The organism is Pyxidicoccus xibeiensis, from assembly GCF_024198175.1.
Taxonomy (GTDB): Bacteria; Myxococcota; Myxococcia; order Myxococcales; family Myxococcaceae; genus Myxococcus; species Myxococcus xibeiensis.
On the sequence record NZ_JAJVKV010000008.1, the window covers coordinates 318926 to 341895 of the forward strand.

The window sequence follows — 22970 nt, forward strand, 5'->3', positions numbered from 1 at the left end:
TCCCAACAGGCTGCGCTTTTCACTCATTCGAAGGATGGTCATTCTGAATACGCTCTACATCGGGACCCGGCATTTACTTGCTTCCTACAGACTCTGGTTGGCACTGCTCCTGTGCCTGGGGCTTCCGGCCCTTGGGCAGCAGCCGACTGCGCGCGACGTCGCCATCGAGATTTCCGCGGTGGCGGTGGAGTCGCCGCCCAGCCTGACGCTGAACTGGACTGCTTCGACCGCCGCAGTCACCTCGCTCACGGTCTATCGCAAGCCCTTGGGAGCCACGACGTGGGAGCGCTCGGTGACGCTGCCCACCAACGCGACGTCGTACTCCGACACCGCGGTCCAGACGGGTGTCGCCTACGAATACCAGGTGCGGCGGGTGAGCACGATCGGCACGACCTCCGTGACCTCCACCGGGTTCGTGGCCGCGGGCATCAGCGTTCCCGCTGTGCATTCCCGTGGCTCGGTCGTCGTGCTGGTGGATTCGGCGCTCATCCCGCTGGCCTCGGCGGAAATCGACCGGTTCCTCTGGGACCTCCGAGGGGATGGCTGGAAGGTCATCCGGCACAACGTGCCCCGGACCGAGCTTCCTCCCGCCGTCCGCGCGCGCATCCAGGCGGCGCGCGCCGCGGACCCCGCGGTCCAGGCCGTCGTCATCCTGGGCAGCGTGGCCCAGCCCTACTCCGGCCAGTTGGTCCCTGACGGACACGGGGACCACTTCGGCGCGTGGCCCACGGACGCGTACTACGGCGACCTCGACGGCACCTGGACGGACACCACCGTCAACACCACGACCCCCAGCAATGCTCGCAACGACAACGTGCCGGGGGACGGGAAGTTCGACCAGAGCACGATTCCGTCTTCGCTCGAGCTCCAGGTGGGCCGGGTGGACTTCCGGGACATGCCCGTGTTCGGCGCGGGCGGCGAGAGCGCGACCGACATCGAAGCCAGGCTCCTGCGGCGGTACCTGACCAAGGACCACGCCTGGCGCCACGGACAGATGAGTGTCCCGGCCCGTGGGCTCGTGGATGACCACTTCGGCTACTTCGGCGGCGAGGCTTTCGCGGCGAGCGGCTGGAGGAACTTCTCCGCGCTGGTGGGCCGTGCCACGGTGTCGAGCGCGGACTGGATGAGCACGCTCCGGACGAACGCCTACCTGCTCGCCTACGGCTGTGGCGGCGGAGGCTCGCAGAGCGCGAGCGGCGTCGGGACGACGACCGACTTCCGGAACGGGGAGTCGCGCGCGGTGTTCACGTTCCTGTTCGGGAGCTACTTCGGAGACTGGGGCTATACGAACAACTTCCTGCGCGCTCCGCTCGCGGCCACGGGGTATGGGCTCACCTCGGGCTGGGCGGGCCGGCCCCATTGGTTCATCCACACGATGGGCATGGGTGAGACCATCGGCCATGGCGCGCGACTGACGGCCAACAACTCCGGCGATTACTTCTCGAACGGCCTCCAGCGGATGGTCCACATCGGGCTGATGGGAGACCCCACGCTCCGCCTCCACGTCGTGGCCCCGCCCCAGAAGCTGACCGTGAGCGCGGGGACGCCGAGCGCGAACCTGAGCTGGACTGCCTCGGCGGATGCAACGGCGGCGGGCTTCCTCGGCTACCACGTGTACCGGGCGACGAACCCGGATGGGCCGTGGACGCGGCTGACCGGCGCTCCACTGACGGCCACCTTCTACAGCGATGGCTTCGCGCCGGCTTCGGCGCACTACGCGGTCCGGGCCCTCCGGAAGGTCACCTCGAACAGCGGAACCTACGAGAACCTCAGCCAGGCCGCGTTCGTGGTGTGGCCGCGTCCCTCCGGCGTGCTGCCGCCGTCCCTCAGCAACATCCCGGACCAGGCAACGAACGAGGATGTGGCCACCGGGCTGGTGAGCTTCACCGTCGCTGACTCGGACACCCCCGTCGATACGCTGCGGTTGACGGCGACGTCGTCCAACACCGCGCTCGTCCCTCCTGGGAACATCGCGTTCGCCGGCAGCGGCACGAGTCGCACCCTCCGGGTCGTCCCCGGCGCGAACCAGTTCGGCACGGCGACCCTCACGGTGTCGGTCTCCGACGGAATCTCGACCGCCCAGGACACGTTCGTCCTCACGGTCGCCCCCGTGAATGACGCGCCCGTGGGGATCAGCCAGGGCTTCTCCATGAACGAGGACACCTCGCGAGCCATCACGTTGGCGGGCTGGGATGCGGAGGGTTCCGCGCTCAGCTTCAGCATCTTCGCCCAGCCCACCAAGGGCACCCTCACCGGCACGCCTCCGAATGTCACCTATGTGCCCGCCGCCAACGTGACGGGCACGGACAGCTTCAAGTTCAAGGTGAGCGATGGCGTGCTGACCTCCTATGAAGCCACGGTCAACATCACCATCAACCCCGTGAATGATGCGCCCGTGGCCCATTCCCAGCTTCTGACCTCCTCCGCGGGCGCGTCAGTGGCCATCACGCTCTCGGGGAGTGACGTGGAAGGTACGAGCCTCCGCTATACGGTGCTGACCCAGCCCACCTGGGGCACGCTCACCGGCACTCCGCCGGCCCTCACGTACGTGCCGGCCGCCAAATTGACGGGCTCGGACACCTTCACCTTCAAGGTGAACGACGGGGTCCTGGACTCCGCCCCGGCCACGGTGCGCATCACCGTCAATCCGGGACCGCTCCAGACGGACCAATAGTCCGCCCCGGTCCTGCGCAGGCCGGCTCCGCTGTGGCCGTGGCCACAGCGGAGTACCGGCAGCCGGGGGCGGTTCCGAGCTGCCTGGGCCGAATCCGAGCGCCGCGGGGCCGCTTTGTTCCCCGGGGCCGCTGCCAGGCTATTCGCAGCCCCGGGTATCACGGTCGGGCACCCAATTGCAGTCGAAGGTGTGCACCTCGCCGGTGGCACGGCCTCGGCCAGGACCTGAGCCAAGCATCGTGTTCCAGAAGCGCGAGAGCACCGCGTCGAGGGAGTGGGCCTGGCCGCTCGGAGCCTCGGTGGCGTAGAGCTGCGCCCCGTGTACGTTCGGCTCGAGCGAGCCGTTGGCGCGCTGCACGAGTGGGTCGCTCGGCGCATGGAGCCACTTCATGCGCGAAGACGTGTTCCTGCCGGTGATGCCCATCGCCTGATTCATCGTCTGCACCCACCTGTCGCGGACAGCGCGCTCGGCCGGGGTGTTGGTCGCCGACAGGACAGGCAGCCCGGAGTTGGACATGTAGAGCTGGTCCTGCCGGTTCTGCCAGACGAGGGTGGGCAGGTCGAAGCCTCCCTCCGACTCCGGCGCGGTGAGGACGTCGTAGAGCACGGGCCCGCTGATGCACTCGTGCGGCGGGTGCACGGGGTCTCCGGGCGTTCGCGCCGCCACGCAGGACGGAGTGAGCGAGGACCGCCACGTCGTCGTCAACTGGCCGAAAGCCTCCAGGGCCGAGCCGATGCCGAGCACGGGGTAGTCGGGCTCGTCCCAGTCGAGCGGCAGGTAGCCGGAGCCAGGGAAGACGAGCAGGCGCCCTTGCTTCGCCGTCCTGGGGAGCCGCCGGACGACGCGGTGGGTGTTGTTGAAGGCACCGAAGCCGCCCGCCGAGCCGCCGCGCCAGAGCACGCGCAGCGGCTTGCTGTCGTCGAGGCCGTAGCGCTCCACGAGCACCGCGAGCATCGCCTCCACGTTGAGGGCGCCCATGTACCGCCAGTCCCGCTTCGTGCCCTTGTAGGTGATGTCGGGAGCGTCGAGGGCGGTTCCCGTCCAGAGGTCGCTGGAACAGTAGTGTCCGAGCACGTCGATGGCGCCGCTGAAGTCGTCAGGCTGCGCGGGGGCGCTCTCGCGCAGGGCGCGGTCGGCGGGGAGATTCACGGACGAGACGAGGCCGATGGCCCGGTTGGAGCAGCCTCCGTAGGGGCTGGCGCTGTCGAAAGCGCAGAAGCCGCCGCCCTCCAGGCGAAGGACCCACTGCGTGAGGGGCTTTCCGTCGGGCGGCGCGGGAGGGAAGGTGACCTCGAAGACGAACTCGTCGCCCACGTTGCAGCGCGCGTCCTTCCAGCGGGTGTCGCGAAGCGCGGGGCGCACGGTCTCCGTCAGCCGCCGGGTGGGATTGCCGGCGCGAGTGCAGGACGAGACGTCGTAGCCATTGCCCGAGGCGCGGCAGGTGGCGGTGCCTCCGGACCACACGGCCGCGAGGCCGGTGCAGGCGACGGAGGTACCCGCGGTGCACACCGTCGCCATTGCTTCGGGGTGGGTGACTTCGTCACCCGACGTGCCCGTGGCAACGTCACCCGGGGGATTCGGAGGCGGTTCTCCCGCGCCGCAGGCGATGCAGGCGAGGAGGGTGGGGAGCAGGAGCAGGGAAGAGTGCATGCCCCGTCAACCCGCGCCCCGCCGTGAAGTTGCGCACCCCCCGCTTCCCGGAGCGCGGAGAGCGTGTGGTGTAGCTGTACTCGGTGCCGTGCTCGTACATGCCACCGATGGCGCCGAAGCGACTGAAGGTGGTTGCCGGGGCGCCCCCGCCGGTGCTCACGCCGCCGACTGCCGCGCCACGTCCGGCGGCCGCTGCACCGGCTCGTGCGCGCCATGGGACGCCAGTTGTCCGCTGAGCACGGGCAGCGCCACCTTCACCGCCACCGTCAGCAGCATCAGCCCGAAGGCCCAGATGCCCGCGGTAATCTTCCACTCGGTGAGGGTGGGCACGTACTCGACCAGCTCGTGCAGGGTGCTGGGCACGAAGCCGGGGATGATGAGCCCCATCCCTTTCTCTATCCACACCCCGACGAAGGCCAGCACACACGCCACGTTCAGCACCGTGACGTGCCGCCGGCTCGCCGGCAGGTGCAGCAGCACCGCCGAGCCCACGTTGCACGCCACCGCCGTCCATATCCACGGCACCAGCGCGTGGTGCCCGTGCAGCCCGAAGAACAGGTACTGCACCGGCGCGGCATGCGCGCCCCCCGTGTAGAAGGCGGTGAACACCTCCGAGCCCAGCATGAAGAGGTTGAGCAGCACCGTCACCCGCATCACCGACGTCAGCGTGCGCCCCGGGCCCTCGCCAATGGGCAGCCCGGTGAACCGCCGGATGACCTGCAGCAGCAGGATGACGAACGCCGGCCCGGTGATGAACGCCGACGCGATGAACCGCGGCGCCAGCAGCGCCGAGTTCCAGAACGGCCGCCCTCCCAGCCCGCTGTAGAGGAACGCCGTCACGCTGTGGATGGACACCGCCCAGAAGATGGAGAGGAACACGAACGGCAGGTACCAGCGCTTGCGAGGCTTCTGCCCCAGGAAGCGCATGTACAGCAGGTACCCGCACACGTGCAGGTTCAGCAGCAGGTACCCGTTGAGCACCACCACGTCCCACGTGAGCATGGACACCGGCCAGTTGAACCGCCCCACGCCCGGAATCAGGTGCCACGCCCGCTCCGGGTGCCCCATGTCCACCACGATGAACAGCAGGCTCAGCGCAATCGCCGCCACCGCGAGCAGCTCGCCCACCAGCGTGACGTCGTGCATCTCATGGTCGTGGTACAGGTACGCGGGGATGACCATCATCACCGCGCCCGCCGCCAGCCCCACGCCGAACGTGAAGTTGGCCACGTAGAGCCCCCATGACACATGGTCGCTCATGCCGGTGAGCGCCATGCCGTCCACCAGCTGGCGGGCCCACGCATTGGCCCCCACCAGGCAGATGGCGGTCAGCGCCGTCATCCACACGTAGAAGCGCCAGCTCCCGTCGGTGCTCATCCACAGCAGCCGGCCGAGGAAGCGGGGGTAGTCGAGGACGTGACGGGAGGCGGCCATGGCTCACTTGTCGAAGAAGTAGAAGAAGCGCGGGCGCGTCCCCAGCTCCTCCTTGAGGACGAACACCCGCTTGTTCTCGAGCACCCAGCGGATGGGGCTCTTCGGGTCCAACAGGTTGCCGAAGACGCGCGCCCCGGTGGGGCACGCCTCCAGGCACGCCGGCAGCCGCCCCGCGCGCGTGCGGTGGAGGCAGAAGGTGCACTTCTCCACCACGCCCTGCGGGCGGATGCGGTTGGAGAGGTAGCCCTGGTCCGGGTTGATTTCGTCCGCCGGCACCTCGGGCTTCGACCAGTTGAAGCGCCGCGCGTGGTACGGACACGCCGCCTCGCAGTAGCGGCAGCCGATGCACCAGTTGTAGTCCACCACCACCACGCCGTCCTGCTCCTTCCAGGTCGCCTGGACGGGGCACACCTTCACGCACGGCGCGTTGTCGCACTGCTGGCACTGCACCGGCAGGTAGTACTTCCCCGGTGCCGGCACCGCGTGGTCGTAGTCCGCGTTGCCGCGCTCCATGTCCAGGCTGCCCTGCTCCATCTCCAGCACGCGGATGTACGAGTTGCCCGTGCGCCGGTCGTGGTTGTTCTCCTGGTGGCAGGCCTCCACGCATTTGCGGCAGCCGATGCAGATGCTGAGGTTGAGCGCGTAGCCGAAGCCGACGCCCTCCTGCGGCGGCAGGTCCTGGATGGTGACGTCGCGGCCGTACTCCCGCTTCGCGTCCATCTGCAGCCGCCAGAGCACCGCCTTCATGTCCGAGGGCGTGAGCTCCTTGTAGTGGCGCTGGAGGAACGCGTCGAGCGACAGGTCCTCCGTCCACTCCGTCAGCGGGGCCAGGGCATGGGCGAAGGCTGCGGCGCCCAGCGTGGCGCCGGCGCCCTTCAGCGCGGTGCGGCGGGTGACGTCATTCATGGGAGCGGTCTTCCTGAGAGACAGGGGGATGCTTCGGGCGCGGAGGCATGACCGGGAGTGCCCCGGCGTACTTCGGCGCGTGAGGGTCGTGGCAGGACACGCAGTTGTTCCGGGTGCGGTCGCCGCGGGACAAGTCCCAGTGGCCCGTCATCCCGCCGTGCGCGCCCGCCCGGAAGTCACGCGCCTGGGGCCCGTGGCACTGCGCGCACAGCGTCACCACCTCCGTCATCGGCAGCGGCTCGCCCGTCGCGAGGTGCAGCGACTGGGGCGCGTCTGCCTGGTGGCAGGACGTGCAGGCGTTCGTTCCATGGCGGAAACGGAGCCCGAGGTGGAACTGCTGAAGCGCCTCGGGCCCGTCCGGCATCCGCGCGGGCTCCTTCATGGAGTGGCACGTCACACAGGGCACGCGCAGCGGCTGCCCGAGCGCGTCCACCTCGCCGGATTCGACGGAGGTGAGCTTCTGCGGCACCAGCACCGTCTCCACGCCCGTGGCGGCACCGGGCGCCGGCTGGAGGGGACGGGGCACGTCCCGGTCGCACCCACCCAGCGTGAGCGCCACGAGCACGGACAGCAGGGAGATGGAGGAGGTCTCGGCCACGACGTCCTCCAAAGCAGTGTCCATGCCACGGGGTTTCACGGGGCTCGCGCGAGGCGGCCGGCGCTCGCGCCGCGCATCCCTTGCTCCAACCCCGTATCCAGGATGCAGCTTTTGCGCGGGCGCGGGGCCCACACGGTGCGAAGGGCGCTGGTCCGCCTCTTGCTCAAGGTCTCCCCAGAATGGGAGCCGTCATGACCTTCAGCAGCCTGGTGCTCACCCTTGAAGACTCCGCGGAGCAGCGAGCCAGCGTGCTCGCCCGGCTCGAGCAGGACGCACGCATCACCCTGGGCATGCCCTTCGAAGAGCGCTGGCTCCCGGTGGTGGTGGAGACGGCGACTCCTGAAGAGGGCGAATCCGTCGCGGAGGACCTTCGGGACCTGCCCGGGGTGCGCTTCCTCGACGTGGTGATGGTGGACTTCTCCGGCGGGGAGTGCTGAGCCATGGACCGGCGAGACTTCCTCAAGAGCACGGCGATGACCGCGGCCACGCTGGCCGCCAGCCGGCTGGCGTACGGCCAGACGCCCACGGCCGCACCGCCCGTGTCGGGCGCGGGCGTGAAGTGGAACAAGGCCCCGTGCCGCTTCTGCGGCACCGGCTGCCACGTCCAGGTGGGCGTGGAGGGCGGCAAGGTGGTAGCCATCGCCGGAGACCCGAAGGCCGAGGTGAACAAGGGCCTGCTGTGCGTGAAGGGCTACCATGTGGGGCTCGCGCTCTACGGGAGTGACCGCCTCACCCAGCCGCTGCTGCGCAAGGGCGACAAGCAGGTGCCCATCTCCTGGGACGAGGCGCTCGACATCATCGCCAGCCGCATCCAGAAGGACCCGAAGGGCTTTGCCCTCTATGGCAGCGGCCAGTGGACGATTCCGGAGGGCTACACGGCCTCCAAGTTCGTGAAGGGCGGGCTGGGCTCGAACCAGCTGGATGCCAACGCGCGCCTGTGCATGGCCTCGGCGGTGACGGGCTTCCTCGCCACCTATGGCGTGGACGAGCCCGCCGGCTGCTACGACGACCTGGACACCTGCGACGTGCTCATCATGTGGGGCAACAACCCCGCGGAGATGCACCCCGTCCTCTTCTCGCGCGTCATCGACCGGCGCTCGCGCGGCGAGAAGGTCACCCTCATCGACATCGGCACGCGCCGCACGCGCACCAGCGCCTTCTGCGACCACGTCCTGCGCTTCAAGCCGAACACCGACCTGGCCATCGCCTGCGGAATCGCCCACCTCCTGGTGGAGCAGGGCACCTGGGACAAGGCCTTCGTCGAGGCCAACTGCGCCTTCCGCGCCCCCAGCGAGCCGGCCACGCTGCAGGGCAAGGCCATCACCTTCGAGGAGTACCGGGCGCTGCTCGCCCCCTACACGCCCGAGCACGTGGAGAAGCTGTCGGGCGTGTCCCAGAAGGATTTGCGGATGCTGGCGGGGCTGTTCGGCCGGCGCGACGTGCGCATCACCAGCCTGTGGTGCATGGGCGTCAACCAGCACACGCGCGGCACGGCGATGAACTCGCTCATCCACGGGCTGCACCTGCTCAGCGGCCACTTCGGCAAGCCGGGCGATGCACCCACCAGCCTCACCGGGCAGCCCTCCGCGTGCGGCACGGTGCGTGAGGTGGGCACGCTCTGCCACGCGCTGCCGGGCGGCCGCGTGGTGACCGAGGAGAAGCACCGCCACCAGATGGAGGACCTCTGGAACGTGCCTCCCGGCCGCATCCCCGCGAAGCCGGGCTACCACACGGTGCAGATGTTCGAGCGCTTCTCCACGCCCACCGAGCAGGGCGGTGACATCCACACCGTCTGGGTGCAGGTGACGAACCCGGCGCAGACGCTGCCCAACCGCCACAAGCTGGTGGACCCCAGCCGCAAGCTTCCGGACCGGTTCCTCATCGTCTCGGACGCGTACCCCACGGAGACGACGCGCATCGCCGACCTCGTGCTGCCCTCCGCCATGTGGGTGGAGAAGAACGGCATGGTGGGCAACTCCGAGCGGCGCACCCAGCAGTGGTTCAAGATGGTGAATCCGCCCGGCCAGGCCCGCGATGACGCCTGGCAGCTCATCGCCGTGGCGCACCGGCTCTTCGAGCGCGGCTTCGAGGGCATGAAGGACCGGGACGGCCGCTTCCTCTTCGAGGTGAAGAAGGACGGCAAGCCCGTCCCCATCTGGGACTTCGCGCACTACTACGACGTCAACGTCGACGCGCACCTCTTCGACGAGTACCGGAAGTCGACGCTGATCAAACACAAGGACCTGGCGCCCTACGAGGAGTACGTCAAGGCGCGCGGGCTGCGCTGGCCCGTGGTGCAGCAGCCGGACGGCACCTGGCGCGAGACGCGCTTCCGCTTCTCCGGCTTCGACGACCCTTACGTGGAGAAGGGCCGCGACATCCAGTTCTACCACTCGCCCACGCACGACGGCCGGGCGCAGGTCTGGTTCAACCCGTACGAGCCGCCTCCCGAGTCGCCCGACGAGGAGTTCCCCTTCTGGCTGTGCACCGGCCGCGTCATCGAGCACTGGCACTCGGGGACGATGACGATGCGCATTCCCCAGCTGCAGCGGGCGATGCCGAGCGCGTACGTGGAGATGAACCGCGCGGACGCGCGGCGGCTGGGCGTGGGCAACGGCGACGTCGTCACGGTGGAGACCCGGCGGGGAAGCCTGGAGCTGCCGGTGTGGCTGGGCGGGCGGGGTGAGCCGCCGGAGGGCTCGCTCTTCGTGCCCTTCTTCGACGAGAAGCTGCTCATCAACGAGCTGACGCTGGACGCGCACGACCCGTTCTCCAAGCAGCCCGACTACAAGAAGTGCGCGGCGCGCGTGCGCGGCCGCAAGAAGAAGGAGGCCCGCGGATGAGCGGCGCTCCCCAGGGCGGAGACCCCGGGCGCGCGGCGCGCCTGCTCCATGTGGGGGCCGGCGTCGTCGTGGCGCTCGCCATCACCGGGTATGTCGCGGGCACGCGGCCCACCCTGGAGCGGCCGGAGCCCTCCGCCGTGCCGCGAGGGCCCCCCATGGCCGAGCGGGCACCGGACTACCAGGAGCTGCGGGAGGCGCGGCGCGGAGCCAACGCGCGGATGTACGAAGGGGCCATGGAGGCCCTGCGCCAGGGACTGGATCCGCTGAAGCCCACGGCGGTGGCCACCGTGGAGCAGCGCGCGCGGGCGGTGGAGGCCCGCAGGGCCCACCGCGCCTATGACGGGGCTCCGCCGACCATCCCGCACGAGGTGGACCCGCTGGGCGCGCCCGGGTGCCTGTCCTGCCACGGGCAGGGCATGAAGCTGGGGGAGCGCATCGCGCCTCGCATCAGCCACCCGCCGTATCAGAGCTGCAACCAGTGTCACGTGGTGGAGGCCGCGCCGAAGCCGCTGGTGGTGTACCCGGACGTGCCGGCCAACCGCTTCGTCGGACGGGCTTCGGCCGGAGCCGGAGCGCGTGCGTGGCAGGGCGCGCCTCCGACGATGCCGCACGCCGAGCACATGCGCTCGGAGTGCTCCTCGTGCCATGGCCCCACGGGAAGACCGGGCCTGCGCACGTCCCACCCGGAGCGGCAGAACTGCCTGCAGTGTCACGCCTCCTCCGCGGTGCTGGACAGGCGCGAGCCTCCGGCCGGCCTGCTGGATGCCACGCCGCCGCCGGGCGCCGGGGTGGGGGCCGCGCCATGAGCCAGCAGGCGCCAGGGCTCAGCCGCCGCTCGCTGCTGGGCCTGTTCCGCCGGCCGCGGTCCGCCGAGCCCGCCGAGGCCGCCGAGCCTGCAGGGCGTCCCGTCCCGCGGGTGCAGGGTGCGGCCGTCAGCGCCCCTGCCGTCACGCCACCTCCGGCCTTCTCGCTCGAGGCCTTCTATGCCAACCGTGCCCGTTCCGGAGAGGCGACGCTGGACGGACGCATCCCCGCCTTCTCGCTGCGGGAAGGGCTCGTCGTCCCGCAGCACCGACAGGACGATGGGGCCACCCCCGCGCCAGCGCGTGACGTGGCGCCGCGGCCGGTGACGCCCACGACGGCTCCGGCGCTGGGCGCCACGGTGCGCGTGCGCACGCACCTGTGTCTGGCATGGCAGGGGTCGTTCTGCACGACGTGCGCGGAGCAATGCCCGGTCGAGGACGCTATCGTCCTCGAGCTGGGTCGGCCCCGCGTCGTGCCGGAGCGCTGCACCGGGTGCGGCACCTGCGTGCGCGTGTGCCCGGCCCCCCTCAATGCCTTCGAGCTCCGCCCCGCGGAAGCACCGGGAGTTCCCTCATGAGCAGCACGCCGGACGCCGCAGCCCTCCCCACGCTCCAGCAGGCGGACCTCGATGCCGAGACGCTGGCCCGGCTCGTCAGCGACATCCAGGGGCTCGCCGTCGTGGACGAGGTGGTGCTGAAGGGCGGCGGCGCCAGCATGGCCTCCACCCAGCGCGTCACGCTGAGCGAGGCGGTGGACGCACTCCAGGGAGGCCGGGTCCAGGGCGTGCAGGTCCGCTACCGCTACCAGGGACAGGCCTGGTGGGACACGCTGCTGCGCATCCCCCAGGGCATCCGGCTGGTCCGCATCACCCACGACCTGGACGCGTGAGGCCCGCGCCAGTCGGGCGCGACGTCAGGGTTCCTCGGCGTGCCTGCTAGCCCTTGGCCACCTCGCGCCCGGTCATGCCGCCCGCAAGGGGCCGGAAATCCAAGGCACTCCTCCTCGGCCAGTCCACAGGTGCGTAACGAGGGCGTCAGCGGCTCCACGGCCTGTGGCCTGCTCAACGGTACCGATGGCGTCCACCCCCCGTGGGGCACGCAGCTGGCCAGCAGCAACGCCACGCATGTCATCATCGACCACGCCATCAACGACCGGTGGACCTACGACCTCGCCACCTGCAAGTCCTGCCTGACGGGCTCCACCCCACGGACGAGGTCTACGTCATGGCGGGCCGCTACGCGGCGGACGTGTTCAGGACGCTGCCGTGACGAAGCACGGCGGGGTCGCGCACCGGAGCGACGGGGCGCGCCTCCGGGCGGCCGGCCGCATGAAGGAACAGCTTGGAAGCTGCTCAGGGTGGACGGCTGGGGCGCGTCAGGAGGTACGCCGCGCCGGTGAGCATCACCCCACCGGCGAACACGAGCACGGGCCACTCCACGCGCGCGACAAACGCCAGGAGCGCGAAGCTCACCGCCATGGCGGACAGCGCGCTCGCCTTGACCTTCACCGGGACGGTGCCGTGCCGCTGCCACTCCTGGAGCCGGGGCCCGAAGCGTGGGTGGGTGAACAGCCAGTGATGGAAGCGGCGCGAGCTGCGCGAGAAGGCCCACAGCGCGATGAGCAGGAAGGGCGTTGTCGGCAGCAACGGCAGGAACGTGCCGAGCGCGCCGAGCCCCACGCAGACGCAGCCGAGCGCGAGGAAGGCGAGCCGGAAGCGCGGTGGCCCCTCTTGTTCGGGTCCAGGGGGACGCGGCTCCTTTGCTGTCGGGGACGGCACACCACTCATGCAGGTCTCCCTCCTCCCGAGGGGCGCCCCGCATCAGAGCACGCCCCGGGCCCCTATCGTCTGCCCCTACAGCGTTGCCCCAGACCCGCACCGTCCCATCCTGGAGGTAGACCACCACGTCACCGGCGGCGGTGTAGGGGCACATGCCCGCGAGTTGCTTCTTCGCGGCGGCATCGTCGTGCATGAAGGCCTTCAATTGGACCGTCTCGCCCTCCGGCGTACAGGCGGAATTGGCGGCCACTCTCACCGCGCCGTCCGGTAGTCCCGCTGTGCGCCCCCGACGGACGCTGGCGGGCCGTGGCCCTCGAGGGGATGCGAGGCCCTCGCCGCCTGCCTGCGCGCGCACTCCTTGCCAGTCCGGCGGCCTCTGTGGCCCAGCCGGTGGCGCTGAAACCGAGGTGTCGGAGGCCGCTGCCCTTCAGTCCAGCCTCTCCCCTTGGGGCGGGCCTCGTGTAGATGCCAGGGGCAAGGGGACGGTGGGCAACCCCAGGTGCCTCAACACCTCCTTGACGCCGGGGCCTTTCAGCACCGCTGGCGGCCTTGCGCGTAAAGACGTCCGTCGCTGGCTGAGCGAGGCGCGGTAGGCATCGGGGACTCCAGTCGCCCGGAAGCGGGCCTGGAGGTCCCTGTTCGGAAATGTCGGGGGTTTTGAGCCGCGAAATGTCCCGACATTTGCGAACAGTGCGCTCTCACCTCGCGCCGGAGCGGCCCCGTCCTTCGGTCACGCTCCGGCTCCGGTGGAAGCCCGCGCGCTACCTTCTGGAGGCGTCCACCGAGAGCGAGTGGGTGGCCAGGCTGCAGGGCACTCCGGAGTGAGACGGTGCGCACCCGGAAGCTCGGCCTCGTCAGCGCGTGGAGCGCAGTCGAGAACCTGCCGGTCCCGGGTGGGCAGACACTCAGGAATGCCCTGGGCCAGCTACGGAGCGGCCCGGACGCTCGCCGTCCGGTCGGCGTAGTCGGTGACGCCGTGGTCGTCCGTCACGACAAGACGGAACTCATACGTCCCGACGGTCGTCAGGCCGCTTGCGCTCATCGTGGCACTGGTGGCGTTCGCCAGGGTGGGGGAGGCGGCTCCGGTGGGGCGGCTCAGCTCAATCCAGTTCCACCGGGTAACAGCCCGTTGTCATTGCAGGTGGTGTCCCAGACATGGGCTGCGGGGCATCCAGGCACCTTGAAATGAGCCCGAACCATTTCGAGGAACCGTGCCCGCGGTCCAGGTCGCTGGATTCCGGTCGAGACGTCAGCTCGGCAACGAAACAGGGGCCAGCCACGACAACTCGTCTGACTGCATGACCGCACGCGGGGGCCCGCGTGCGGAACGCCGGAGGACCCCCTCGTGAGATACCCCTTCTTGTTGGTGCTGCTGGTCACCGGCTGTGTGGAGCGGCCAGAGCCGGACCACCCGGCTCCTGAGTCGGACGTCTCGGCCGGGACCGCCCCCTTCGACGCACCGCTGGAGGACACTTCCCAGGAGGCGACGGGCAGCTTCGCCGTGACGGCCACCGTCGACGTGGGTGGGCGCATCCACCATGCGCCCCAGGTGTGGGGGCTCAACACCCTGTGGACGGACCCCCGGGGCGCCCGGTCCATCAACGACGCGGGCACGCTGCCGGACGGCGGACGCCACGCGCCGCTCTCGCAAGACGCGGCCGTGGGCCTGTTCTTCTCCCGGTTCGACCGCGGCACCCCGGATGGCGGGCTCGCCAACCTGCGCCTCCTGGGCGCGCGGGACCTCCGCTACCCCGGCGGCTGCCCCGCGGACGACTACGAGCCGGCCCGCGCGGCCATCCCCACGAGCAACGACCCGGCGCTCCACCACGCCTACGCCGCCAATGGGGGCCATGCGGTGCACCAGGCCCTGACGCCGGGCGACCTGCTCCTCGTCGCGGAGCGGCTGGATGACGGCCGGGGCGTGACGGTGACGTGGCAGGTCAACGCCAATGTGCTCGGCGGCAACCCGTGCGGCAAGGCCGACCTCTACCCTCCGGCGACGGGCACGGATGAGGCCATGAAGCGCACCCAGCGCAGGACCCGGCTGCTGGCGGACCTGGACAAGGTCATCGCCCAGTTCAAGAACGTGCCCGCCGGGCGCCTCGCCCGCCTGCGCGCCTTCGAGATTGGCAACGAGCAGTGGTCGGCCAGGACGACCGCCGAGGTGGACGCCTACTTCAGCTTCGCGGACGCCGCCGCGGAGAAGCTGCGCACCGCCTTCCAGGACAAGCCGCTCATCTACCTGCAGGCCTACCCCGTTACCGGCAACAACCAGACGGGCAGCAGGGACGCCGCCATCCAGGCCTACTGGGACCAGCAGGTCGCCGCGCGGCTGTACCGGCAATGCGGCGGCGGCTACTCCTGCTACGACGCCATCACCGACCACTACTACGGCACCGCGCAGCAGGCCCCGGACGTCACCAACCTGGCCCACGTCGCCCCGCCCGGCATGGCGGCGCGCTGGGCCGCCCGCGAGCTGGTGGACGTGCTCCCCGCGTCACTCATCAAGTACTCGCCGAAGGCCGTCGCGGCCACCGAGTGGAACCTCAAGTGCTGGAGCACCGCGAGAACGGACGTCGTCAGGACCTACGGCATCGACGAAGACCCCGCCTCCTGGTGGCCGGTCGCCAGCGCCAACGCGCTGGGCAGCATCACCGCCGCCACTCCGCCCGCCACGCTGAGCGGACAGGCCCTCAAGGTGACGATGCTCAAGCCCGCCAGCGGGCAGTCCTCCCACTATCTGGCGAGCCGGGAGATTCCGGTGAGCCCCACGGTGCCCACGAACCCGGGAGCCCAGGGCTACCTGAAGGCCGGCCGAAACGTGGTGCTGAGCACCCAGGTCTACGCGCCGCGTCCCGTGAACACCTATGTGCAGCTCTCCTGGCGGATGCCCGATGGCACCTATGTCTACCCCGCCAGGTACTGGTGGCCGCGCCAGCTCAAGTCCGTGCCGGCGAGCACCTGGCGGCGCGTCGCCGTCCGCCCGGACGAGGCCATCCCCGCGGGGGCCACCCACGTGCGCATCGAGCTGGGCGTATTGAAGTCGGCGGCGGATTGGGCCAGCGATGCGACCGACGTGGTGGCCTGGTTCGACGACATCTTCGTCGAGACGAACTGCGACGACATTGGCGGCAGGTGCAGCCGCGCGTCTCGCGCGACGGGAAGCAACCTGTCCGGCGGGACGCTGGATCAGGCGCTGGCCCTCACGGAAGGCCTGCTGGCCATGGCCAGGCACGGCCAGCCGACCTCCGCCGCCCACCTCCACGTGCTGTCCAGCGGGGGCTACTACCCTCCGAGCGGCACGGACTACGCGCCCCCCTTCGACACCATGGACCGTCAGGCCAGGGACTCCTGCGCCTTGTTCACACCGGATGACAAGGGCCGGCCGGATGACGGCCCGCTGACCGCGGCGGGGCTGGCCTTCCAGTTCACCTCGCCCCTGGCGGCTGGAGATTCGTCCGTGGTGACGCTCGGGGCGGGCACGCCCACCTTCACCGTGCCGCGCTACCTGGAGCGCCGCGACCTGGAGTGCACCGGCATCGCGTGCCTGCGGCCCTGCGAGGGCGCGCCCACCGAGGATGGCGGCACGAAGAAGATCTACCCGGTGAACTGCACGGCGAAGAAGGTGCCCGAGGTCAGCGTGTACGGGGGCATCGTCGAGAGCCAGCGCAAGGTCTACGCCTTCGTCATCAACCGCCATGCGTCGCAGAGCGCGGCCATGGCACTCGACTTCACCGGAGGCCAGTACGTCGGCTTCTCGCGCTTCCTCAGCCAGCGCATCACCACGCTCCAGGGCACTCGCGGCTACCTCAGTCGCATCGACTATGCCGTCACCAATGCCGTCCCCGGCGTCCCCAGCGTCGTCACCCTCAAGCGCAATGAAATCACGGTGGGCACCACCGCCGGGACTCGGCCCGCGACCGGTACGAAGGTGGAGGTCATGGCCCCGCCCATGAGCGCCCTCCGCGTCGAGCTGGGCTACTGAGGCCCACCCTCTATGCTCGGGCCCCCAGGGGCTGGGGCTCGGCCACGGGGGCGTCGGCGCGCTCAATCGACCAGCCCGTCTGCAGGCCGAGGATGAACCAGGCCAGGCAGCCAGCGCCCAGGGCGAAGAGGGTGTCGCCCGGCGCGCGCAGCCAGCGCAGCGTGTTCATCAGCGGCGTCTGGAGGAACTCCGCGCTGCGCGCCCACCACGTGCCCTGCTCGATGGCCGCCATCGTCTGGAGCACGCCAATGGGCAGCAGGGACATCACCGCCATCGCCAGCAGGCCGCCGTTGATGCACCAGAAGGCCCAGGCCAGCGGCTTCGTCTTCCACCGCTGCCCGGGCGCCATCATCCGCAGCGAGAAGAGCATCAGGGCAATGCCCAGCATGCCGTACACGCCGAAGAGGGCGGTGTGGCCGTGCAGCGGCGTCAGGTTGAGGCCCTGCATGAAGTAGAGGGCAATCGGCGGGTTGATGAGGAAGCCGAAGAGGCCCGCGCCCACGAGGTTCCAGAAGGCCACCGCGATGAAGAAGAGGATGGGCCAGCGGTACTGTGCCATCCACCCCTGCAGGCGCGAGAGGCGGATGTGGCTCCACACCTCGCGGCCCACCAACACCAGCGGCACCACCTCCAGCGCGCTGAACACCGAGCCGAGCGCCAGCGCAGACACCGGCGAGCCCGAGAAGTACAGGTGGTGGAAGGTGCCGACGATGCCACCCGCCAGGAAGATGATGGTGGCGAAGAGCACCGCCGGCGTGGCCACCCGCGCGGAGATGACGCCCAGCCGGGTGAAGAGGAACGCCATCACCACCGTGGCGAACACCTCGAAGAAGCCCTCCACCCACAGGTGCACCACCCACCAGCGCCAGTACTCCACCATGCTCATGTGGCTGCGCTGCCCGTACATCAGCCCCGCGCCGTAGAAGGCGGCAATGGCCACCGAGGAGATGACGAAGAGCACCGTCAGCGGGCGTCCCTCGGTGGGCTTCTTGAGGGCGGGGAGGATGGCGCGGGCCGTGAGGAAGAGCCACACGAAGAGCCCCACGAAGAGGAACGCCTGCCAGAAGCGGCCGAGGTCCACGTACTCCCAGCCCTGGTGGCCGAACCAGTACCAGGTGTCCTCGCCGAGCTTGTGCTGGATGGAGGCCCACTGCCCGAAGAGCGCGCCCACCACGATGATGAGCAGGCAGATGAAGAGGAAGTTCACGCCGAGCTTCTGGTGCTTCGGCTCCACGCCGCTCACCGCCGGTCCCACGAAGAGGCCCGTGGCCAGCCAGGCCGTCGCAATCCAGAAGATGCCCACCTGTGTGTGCCAACTGCGCGTCACCGCGTAGGGCAGGTACTTCGCGAGCGGGATGCCGTAGAAGCCATCCCCCTCCACGCCGAAGTGCGCCGTGAGGATGCCCAGGACAATCTGCGCGAGGAAGAGCGCCACCACCACGAGGAAGTACTTGCCCGTGGCGCGCTGGCTCGGCGTGAGCTTCATGCCGGCGAACGGGTCCCTGGCGGGCGGGGCCTCCTCGGGCTCCTCGGGACGGCGGCTCATGTACCAGACGAGCGCGCCGATGCCGGCCAGCAGCAGCACCACCGACGCGATGCTCCACATGGTGGAGCCCGGCGTGGGCACGTTGCCCACCAGGGGCTCGTGCGGCCAGTTCTGCGTGTAGCTGATGCTCTGCCCGGGCCGGTTCGTCGAGGCCGCCCAGCTCGTCCACCAGAAGAAGGCATTGAGGTCCGCCAGCTTCGCCGGGTCACTGAGCGCGCCCGCGGGGATGGCGTAGGCGTGCCGGCCGTTGCTGAAGACGTCCGAGTAGTGCGCCGCGTTGGAGATGAACGCCTCGGCGCGCAGGGGCTCTATCGTGACGGTGTCCGCCTTCGCGTCATGGGTGTTGGTGCGCATCATCCCCGTGAGCCGCGCGCGCAGGGCCCCCTGCCGCTCGGCCGAGGCGCTCGCGTAGTCCGGGGCACCCTCGGCGCGGGCCCAGGTGTCGAGCAGGAAGACGCTCTCGCGGTGCAGCCAGTCCGCGCTCCAGTCCGGCGCGGTGTAGGCGCCGTGGCCCCACACCGAGCCCACCTGCTGGCCACCGATGGACTGCCACGCGTTCTGCCCACGGAGGATGGCCTCGCCGTCGAAGAGGAGGCGGCCGTCCGTGGTGAGGACCTTCGAGGGGATGGGCGGCTTCTCGCGCTGGATGTGGACGCCTCCTGCGCCCAGGACGAGGAAGCAGAGGACGAAAACGGCCGCGAGCGCGAGCCAGAGTTTCTTGTGGCGCATGCGAATTCTCCGAGCGGGGACTTCTTGATGGAAGGGCGTAGAGCAACCGCCGTTCCAACCCGCGCTCCCTCGGAGACTCCCGCCCCGGCCCTGCATGGGATGCGTCCGGCGTCCGGTTCGCGCAAAAGATGCATTTTTAATGCATCTTTAGAGGGAGCCGGAGCAGGTGGGCTGGAGCTTGCACCGGGGAGGGGCATGAACCGCTTCCTCCGGCTCGCCCTCGGCTTCTACCTGCTGGCCACGGCCCTCGGCCTCCTGCTGCGCGTGGCCTTCGTGCAGCGGGTGGCGGGCCTGGACTTCTCGCATGCGCTCCACGCGCACTCGCACACGCTCTACTTCGGGTGGGTGGGGCTGGCCGTCTTCGTCCTGGCCTTCGAGCGCGTCGGCGCCCGGGGGCGCGCGGTCTCCGCCGTGCTGTGGAGCATCGCCGCCATCTCGCTCGCCAGCTTCCTCTCCTTCCTCGAAGGGGGCTATTCGCGGGCCTCCATCATCATCTCCTCCGTCGCGCTGGGCGTGTGGCTGGCCGCCGCGGCCCTGTGGTGGCGCCGCGCGAGGGGCCGCCAGGGCGTGGACGTGGCCTTCCTGCGCGTGGGCGTCGTCTACCTCGTGCTCGCGGTGGCCGCGGCGCTGGCGCGGGTGGGGCTGATGGTGGCGAAGGTGGGAGGACCGCAGGGAGGGCGGCTCGCCGTGTTCGCCTTCCTCCACTGCTTCGCGGGCTTCTTCCTCTTCTGCCTCATGGGCCTGCTCGTCGCCGAGGCGCCCCGCCTGGGCGCGCGCTTCGACGAGGCGCGGCTGCGGCGGCAGCTGTGCGTCATGGCGCCGCTCGCGTGGCTCACCTTTCCCCTCGGGGTGGAGGGCGGGGCTTCGGGGGGGCTGGGCCTCGTGGCGCGCGCGGCGGCCCTCGTCCTGCTCTATCCGGGCGCGCTGTGGGCGTGGAACCTCTGGCGGGCCGCCGAGGGCGCCGGACGCACCGTGCGCGGGGGCCTGCGCTGGCTGGCCGTGTGGTTCGTCCTCAAGCTGGGCATGGAGGGCGCGGGCGCGCTCGGCCTCGCCGCGTGGGCGGTGCGCGCGCGCCACCCCACCATCCTCTTCCTCCATGTGGTGCTGCTCGGCGTCATCACCGGCGGGCTGCTGCTGCTGGTGCTGCCGAGGCTCGGCCGGAGCCTGTCGCCCGCCCTCACGCTGCACCACCTGGGCCTCGCGGGGATGAGCACGGGGCTGGCGCTCACGAGCCTCGCGGGACTCGGGCTGCCGGCGCTGGTGCGGCCCGGTCTCCTGCTCGCCGCGGCGGGCGGAGGCGGCATCGTGCTCGCCTGCCTCGGCTTCACGCTCGGGGCCGCGCGGCCCCTCCAGCATGCATGCGCTGCGCTCATGACCAGCCGGGCGCGAAAAAGTTGCACTTAAGATGCATGTTTCATGGGTGCCTCCCAGGAGAGGCCGCCTTCGAGCGCCCTGGCACGGGCCTCGCAGTGGGTGGCGGCGGGGACGGACCTTTTCCGGAGAGGCCTTTCATGGATGACAGTCACGCGAAGACGAGGTGGGTCGCGGCGCTGGCCGCGGGTGTGCTCTTCACGGCGGGGTGCACGGAGAAGCAGGAGGCGCCGGCCGCGAGCGCGCCCTCGGTGCAGGCCCTCGCGGCCGGAGGCGCGGAGGTGACGCCGGCCGTCCTCGCGGAGGCCGAGAGCGTCTTCGCCAACCGCTGCACCCCGTGCCACGGCCCGCGAGGGGCAGGGGACGGCCCCGCGTCCGCCGGCCTCACGCCGCCACCGCGCAACCTCCAGGACAAGGCCTGGCAGGGGCAGGTGAGTGACGAGCACCTCGAGCGAATCATCGCCTACGGCGGCGGTGCGGTGGGCCGCAGCCCCGCGATGCCGCCCAACCCGGACCTGGCGGACAAGCCCGTGCTGAAGGGCCTGCGCCAGCACATCCGCACCCTCGCAGAGGCGAAGTAGGCGCCCCGCTCCCGAAGACACGGCTTCGACGTACGCACGGTGCCGCGGCCCTCTCCCGGGCGGCGGTGAACAGGAGAGGACTGTCATGACATCAGGCAGGAAGTGGTGGAGATGGGCCGCGTCGGCGTTGCTACCCCTGGCGCTCGCGTGCACCCGTGAAACGGGCCCGGAAGGCGCCGCGACCGCCGGGGCCTCGGCGCTCGGGGGCGGCAGCTCGCTGGCGGAGCTGATGCAGAAGCGCGGGCTCAACGAGGCGGACGTCGTCGCCGCGCTGAAGACGTACACGCCCTCGGGCAAGCACGACGAGTACTACCTCTTCGCCTCGGGAGGCCACGGCGGCAACCTCATCGTCATCGGGGTGCCGAGCATGCGCATCCTCAAATACATCGGCGTCTTCACGCCCGAGCCGTGGCAGGGCTACGGGTATGGGGACCAGACGATGGAGCTGCTCAAGCAGGGCAGCCGCGACGGGAAGATGCTCACCTGGGGTGACATGCACCACCCGGCGCTCTCCGAGAGCGCGGGCGAGTACGACGGCCAGTACCTCTTCGTCAACGACAAGGCCAACCCGCGCGTCGCCGTCGTCTCGCTCAGGGACTTCGCCACCACGCAGATTGTCGCCAGCGAGCTGATCGAGAGCGAGCACGGCTCCACCTTCGTCACGCCCGACACCGACTACGTCATCGAGACGAGCCAGTACCCCGCGCCCCTGGGCGGCAGGTACGCGGACGTGACGAAGTTCAACGACGAGTACCGGGGCGCCACCATCTTCTGGAAGTTCGACCGCGCCCGGGGCCGCATCGTCCCCGAGGAGTCCTGGGCGATGGAGCTGCCGCCGTACATGCAGGACCTGGCGGACGCCGGGAAGCTGGTGAGTGACGGCTACGTCTTCATCAACTCCATCAACACCGAGCGCGCCTACGGTGGAAACCTGGAGGGCAACCCTCCGCTCGAGTCCGGCGTGTCGCAGAACGACATGGACTACCTGCACGTCATCAACTGGAAGAAGGCGGAGCAGGTGGTGAAGGCGGGCAGGACGAAGGTGATTGCCGGCATGCGCGTCATTGCGCTGGAGACGGCGGTAGCCGAGGGCCTGCTCCACTTCGTGCCCGAGCCCAAGAGCCCGCACGGCGTGGACGTGACGCCGGACGGGAAGGACATCGTCGTCGGTGGCAAGCTGGACACGCACGCCACCGTCTTCAGCTTCGAGAAGATAAAGGCCCTCATCGCGGCGAACACCTTCGTGGGCAAGGACCCGTATGGCGTGCCCATCCTCCCGTTCCAGGAGGCCATCCGCGGGCAGTGTGAAATCGGGCTCGGGCCCCTGCACACCCAGTTCGACAACGAGGGCTTCGCGTACACCTCGGTCTTCATCGAGTCGAAGGTCGCCAAGTGGTCGCTCAAGGACCTGAAGCTCGTGGACAAGCTCTCCACGCACTACAACATCGGCCACCTCGTGGCGGCCGAGGGCGACACCGTCAGTCCGGACGGCCGGTTCCTCGTCGCGATGAACAAGTGGGCCATCGACCGCTTCGCGCCGGTGGGCCCGCTGCTGCCGCAGAACTTCCAGCTCATCGACCCGGTGGGCCCGAAGATGCAGATGCTCTACGACGCGCCCATTCCGCTCGGCGAGCCGCACTACGCGCAGATGATCAAGGCGGACAAGATAAAGCCCGTCGAAATCTACAAGCCGGCGGGCATGAACGCGCTCACCCACGAGAAGGACCCGTTCGCGGTGGAGGGCGGCAAGGAGCGGATTGAGCGCAAGCCGGACGGGGTGCACGTCTACATGACGGCGGTGCGCAGCCACTTCACCCCGGACATCATCCGCGTGAAGCAGGGCGACACCGTGCACCTGCACATCACCAACATCGAGCAGGCCAAGGACGCCACGCACGGCTTCACCGTCGGCTCGCAGAACATCCACGTGAGCCTGGAGCCGGGCAAGCACGCCAACGTCACCTTCGTGGCGGACAAGCCGGGCGTCTACCCCATGTACTGCACCGAGTTCTGCTCGGCGCTGCACCTGGAGATGGCAGGCTACTTCCTCGTCGAGCCGAAGTAGGAGCACG

16 protein-coding genes and 1 pseudogene are annotated in these 22970 nt (G+C 70.0%); 10 read left to right on the forward strand and 7 right to left on the reverse strand.

Annotation, left to right across the window (positions count from 1 at the left end):
- Positions 1-97: 97 nt before the first annotated feature.
- Positions 98-2674: a tandem-95 repeat protein gene (locus LXT23_RS32450; protein WP_253984245.1), complete on the forward strand. Its 2577-nt coding sequence runs from the start codon at positions 98-100 to the stop codon at positions 2672-2674.
- 138 nt (positions 2675-2812) lie between these two features.
- On the opposite strand, the gene LXT23_RS32455 is transcribed toward LXT23_RS32450, so the two are convergent.
- The 4 genes from LXT23_RS32455 to LXT23_RS32470 all read right to left on the reverse strand — a co-directional run bounded on the left by LXT23_RS32455 (position 2813) and on the right by LXT23_RS32470 (position 7262).
- Entirely contained in the window at positions 2813-4324 is a 1512-nt protein-coding gene (locus LXT23_RS32455) for a pectin acetylesterase-family hydrolase (protein ID WP_253984246.1), read from the reverse strand.
- Positions 4325-4480: 156 nt separating this feature from the next.
- Positions 4481-5758 (reverse strand): sulfate reduction electron transfer complex DsrMKJOP subunit DsrP, encoded by a 1278-nt coding sequence (dsrP, locus tag LXT23_RS32460; RefSeq protein WP_253984247.1) that lies wholly within the window; start codon positions 5756-5758, stop codon positions 4481-4483.
- Between the two features lie 3 nt (positions 5759-5761).
- On the reverse strand, positions 5762-6664 hold the full coding sequence (locus LXT23_RS32465) for a 4Fe-4S dicluster domain-containing protein (protein WP_253984248.1): 903 nt from the start codon (positions 6662-6664) through the stop codon (positions 5762-5764).
- Positions 6657-7262 (reverse strand): hypothetical protein, encoded by a 606-nt coding sequence (locus LXT23_RS32470; RefSeq protein ID WP_253984249.1) that lies wholly within the window; start codon positions 7260-7262, stop codon positions 6657-6659. Before LXT23_RS32470 ends, LXT23_RS32465 begins: the two co-directional genes overlap by 8 nt.
- Before the next feature lie 191 nt (positions 7263-7453).
- Here LXT23_RS32470 and LXT23_RS32475 point away from each other — a divergent pair, with 191 nt between their 5' ends.
- From LXT23_RS32475 to LXT23_RS32495, 5 genes are read left to right on the forward strand one after another with little or no spacing between them, the layout of a single operon-like run.
- Positions 7454-7699, forward strand: coding sequence for a hypothetical protein (locus LXT23_RS32475; protein ID WP_253984250.1), 246 nt, complete (start codon positions 7454-7456; stop codon positions 7697-7699).
- Positions 7700-7702: 3 nt separating this feature from the next.
- On the forward strand, positions 7703-10105 hold the full coding sequence (locus LXT23_RS32480; protein WP_253984251.1) for a molybdopterin-dependent oxidoreductase: 2403 nt from the start codon (positions 7703-7705) through the stop codon (positions 10103-10105).
- Positions 10102-10911, forward strand: coding sequence for a nitrate reductase cytochrome c-type subunit (locus LXT23_RS32485; protein WP_253984252.1), 810 nt, complete (start codon positions 10102-10104; stop codon positions 10909-10911). The genes LXT23_RS32480 and LXT23_RS32485 overlap by 4 nt, the downstream gene beginning before the upstream one ends.
- Entirely contained in the window at positions 10908-11486 is a 579-nt protein-coding gene (locus LXT23_RS32490) for a 4Fe-4S binding protein (RefSeq protein WP_253984253.1), read from the forward strand. Before LXT23_RS32485 ends, LXT23_RS32490 begins: the two co-directional genes overlap by 4 nt.
- Positions 11483-11797 (forward strand): hypothetical protein, encoded by a 315-nt coding sequence (locus LXT23_RS32495; protein ID WP_253984254.1) that lies wholly within the window; start codon positions 11483-11485, stop codon positions 11795-11797. Before LXT23_RS32490 ends, LXT23_RS32495 begins: the two co-directional genes overlap by 4 nt.
- Positions 11798-12260: 463 nt before the next feature.
- On the opposite strand, the gene LXT23_RS32500 is transcribed toward LXT23_RS32495, so the two are convergent.
- A complete protein-coding gene (locus LXT23_RS32500) occupies positions 12261-12695 on the reverse strand; it encodes a YbaN family protein (protein WP_253984255.1) in 435 nt (144 codons plus the stop codon).
- A gap of 916 nt (positions 12696-13611) precedes the next feature.
- Positions 13612-13797, reverse strand: a pseudogene (locus tag LXT23_RS50765) (PKD domain-containing protein); the annotation flags it as partial.
- Positions 13798-14031: 234 nt separating this feature from the next.
- Between LXT23_RS50765 and LXT23_RS32505 the strand changes: the two are divergent.
- Positions 14032-16671, forward strand: a complete 2640-nt coding sequence (locus tag LXT23_RS32505; protein ID WP_253984256.1) for a hypothetical protein — start codon at positions 14032-14034, stop codon at positions 16669-16671.
- A 10-nt stretch (positions 16672-16681) separates the two neighbouring features.
- On the opposite strand, the gene LXT23_RS32510 is transcribed toward LXT23_RS32505, so the two are convergent.
- Positions 16682-18946 carry a nitric-oxide reductase large subunit gene (locus LXT23_RS32510; protein WP_253984257.1) on the reverse strand — a complete coding sequence of 755 codons (2265 nt, stop codon included), beginning with the start codon at positions 18944-18946 and terminating at the stop codon, positions 16682-16684.
- 195 nt (positions 18947-19141) lie between these two features.
- On the opposite strand from LXT23_RS32510, the gene LXT23_RS32515 reads away from it, so the two are divergent.
- The 3 genes from LXT23_RS32515 to nosZ all read left to right on the forward strand — a co-directional run bounded on the left by LXT23_RS32515 (position 19142) and on the right by nosZ (position 22963).
- Positions 19142-20350 carry a hypothetical protein gene (locus LXT23_RS32515; protein ID WP_253984258.1) on the forward strand — a complete coding sequence of 403 codons (1209 nt, stop codon included), beginning with the start codon at positions 19142-19144 and terminating at the stop codon, positions 20348-20350.
- Positions 20351-20457: 107 nt separating this feature from the next.
- The gene (locus LXT23_RS32520; protein WP_253984259.1) at positions 20458-20898 is read left to right on the forward strand and encodes a c-type cytochrome; all 441 of its coding nucleotides are present in this window, start codon (positions 20458-20460) and stop codon (positions 20896-20898) included.
- Between the two features lie 85 nt (positions 20899-20983).
- The gene (nosZ, locus tag LXT23_RS32525; protein ID WP_253984260.1) at positions 20984-22963 is read left to right on the forward strand and encodes a Sec-dependent nitrous-oxide reductase; all 1980 of its coding nucleotides are present in this window, start codon (positions 20984-20986) and stop codon (positions 22961-22963) included.
- The last annotated feature ends 7 nt before the right edge of the window (positions 22964-22970 follow it).

What these genes read in the sequence shown, in the direction of transcription:
- LXT23_RS32455 (WP_253984246.1), bottom strand. Translation starts at nt 4,324, where the DNA reads ATGCACTCTTCCCTGCTCCTGCTCCCCACCCTCCTCGCCTGCATCGCC.
- dsrP (WP_253984247.1), bottom strand. Translation starts at nt 5,758, where the DNA reads ATGGCCGCCTCCCGTCACGTCCTCGACTACCCCCGCTTCCTCGGCCGG.
- LXT23_RS32465 (WP_253984248.1), bottom strand. Translation starts at nt 6,664, where the DNA reads ATGAATGACGTCACCCGCCGCACCGCGCTGAAGGGCGCCGGCGCCACG.
- LXT23_RS32475 (WP_253984250.1), top strand. Translation starts at nt 7,454, where the DNA reads ATGACCTTCAGCAGCCTGGTGCTCACCCTTGAAGACTCCGCGGAGCAG.
- LXT23_RS32480 (WP_253984251.1), top strand. Translation starts at nt 7,703, where the DNA reads ATGGACCGGCGAGACTTCCTCAAGAGCACGGCGATGACCGCGGCCACG.
- LXT23_RS32485 (WP_253984252.1), top strand. Translation starts at nt 10,102, where the DNA reads ATGAGCGGCGCTCCCCAGGGCGGAGACCCCGGGCGCGCGGCGCGCCTG.
- LXT23_RS32490 (WP_253984253.1), top strand. Translation starts at nt 10,908, where the DNA reads ATGAGCCAGCAGGCGCCAGGGCTCAGCCGCCGCTCGCTGCTGGGCCTG.
- LXT23_RS32495 (WP_253984254.1), top strand. Translation starts at nt 11,483, where the DNA reads ATGAGCAGCACGCCGGACGCCGCAGCCCTCCCCACGCTCCAGCAGGCG.
- LXT23_RS32500 (WP_253984255.1), bottom strand. Translation starts at nt 12,695, where the DNA reads ATGAGTGGTGTGCCGTCCCCGACAGCAAAGGAGCCGCGTCCCCCTGGA.
- LXT23_RS32510 (WP_253984257.1), bottom strand. Translation starts at nt 18,946, where the DNA reads ATGCGCCACAAGAAACTCTGGCTCGCGCTCGCGGCCGTTTTCGTCCTC.
- LXT23_RS32515 (WP_253984258.1), top strand. Translation starts at nt 19,142, where the DNA reads ATGAACCGCTTCCTCCGGCTCGCCCTCGGCTTCTACCTGCTGGCCACG.
- LXT23_RS32520 (WP_253984259.1), top strand. Translation starts at nt 20,458, where the DNA reads ATGGATGACAGTCACGCGAAGACGAGGTGGGTCGCGGCGCTGGCCGCG.
- nosZ (WP_253984260.1), top strand. Translation starts at nt 20,984, where the DNA reads ATGACATCAGGCAGGAAGTGGTGGAGATGGGCCGCGTCGGCGTTGCTA.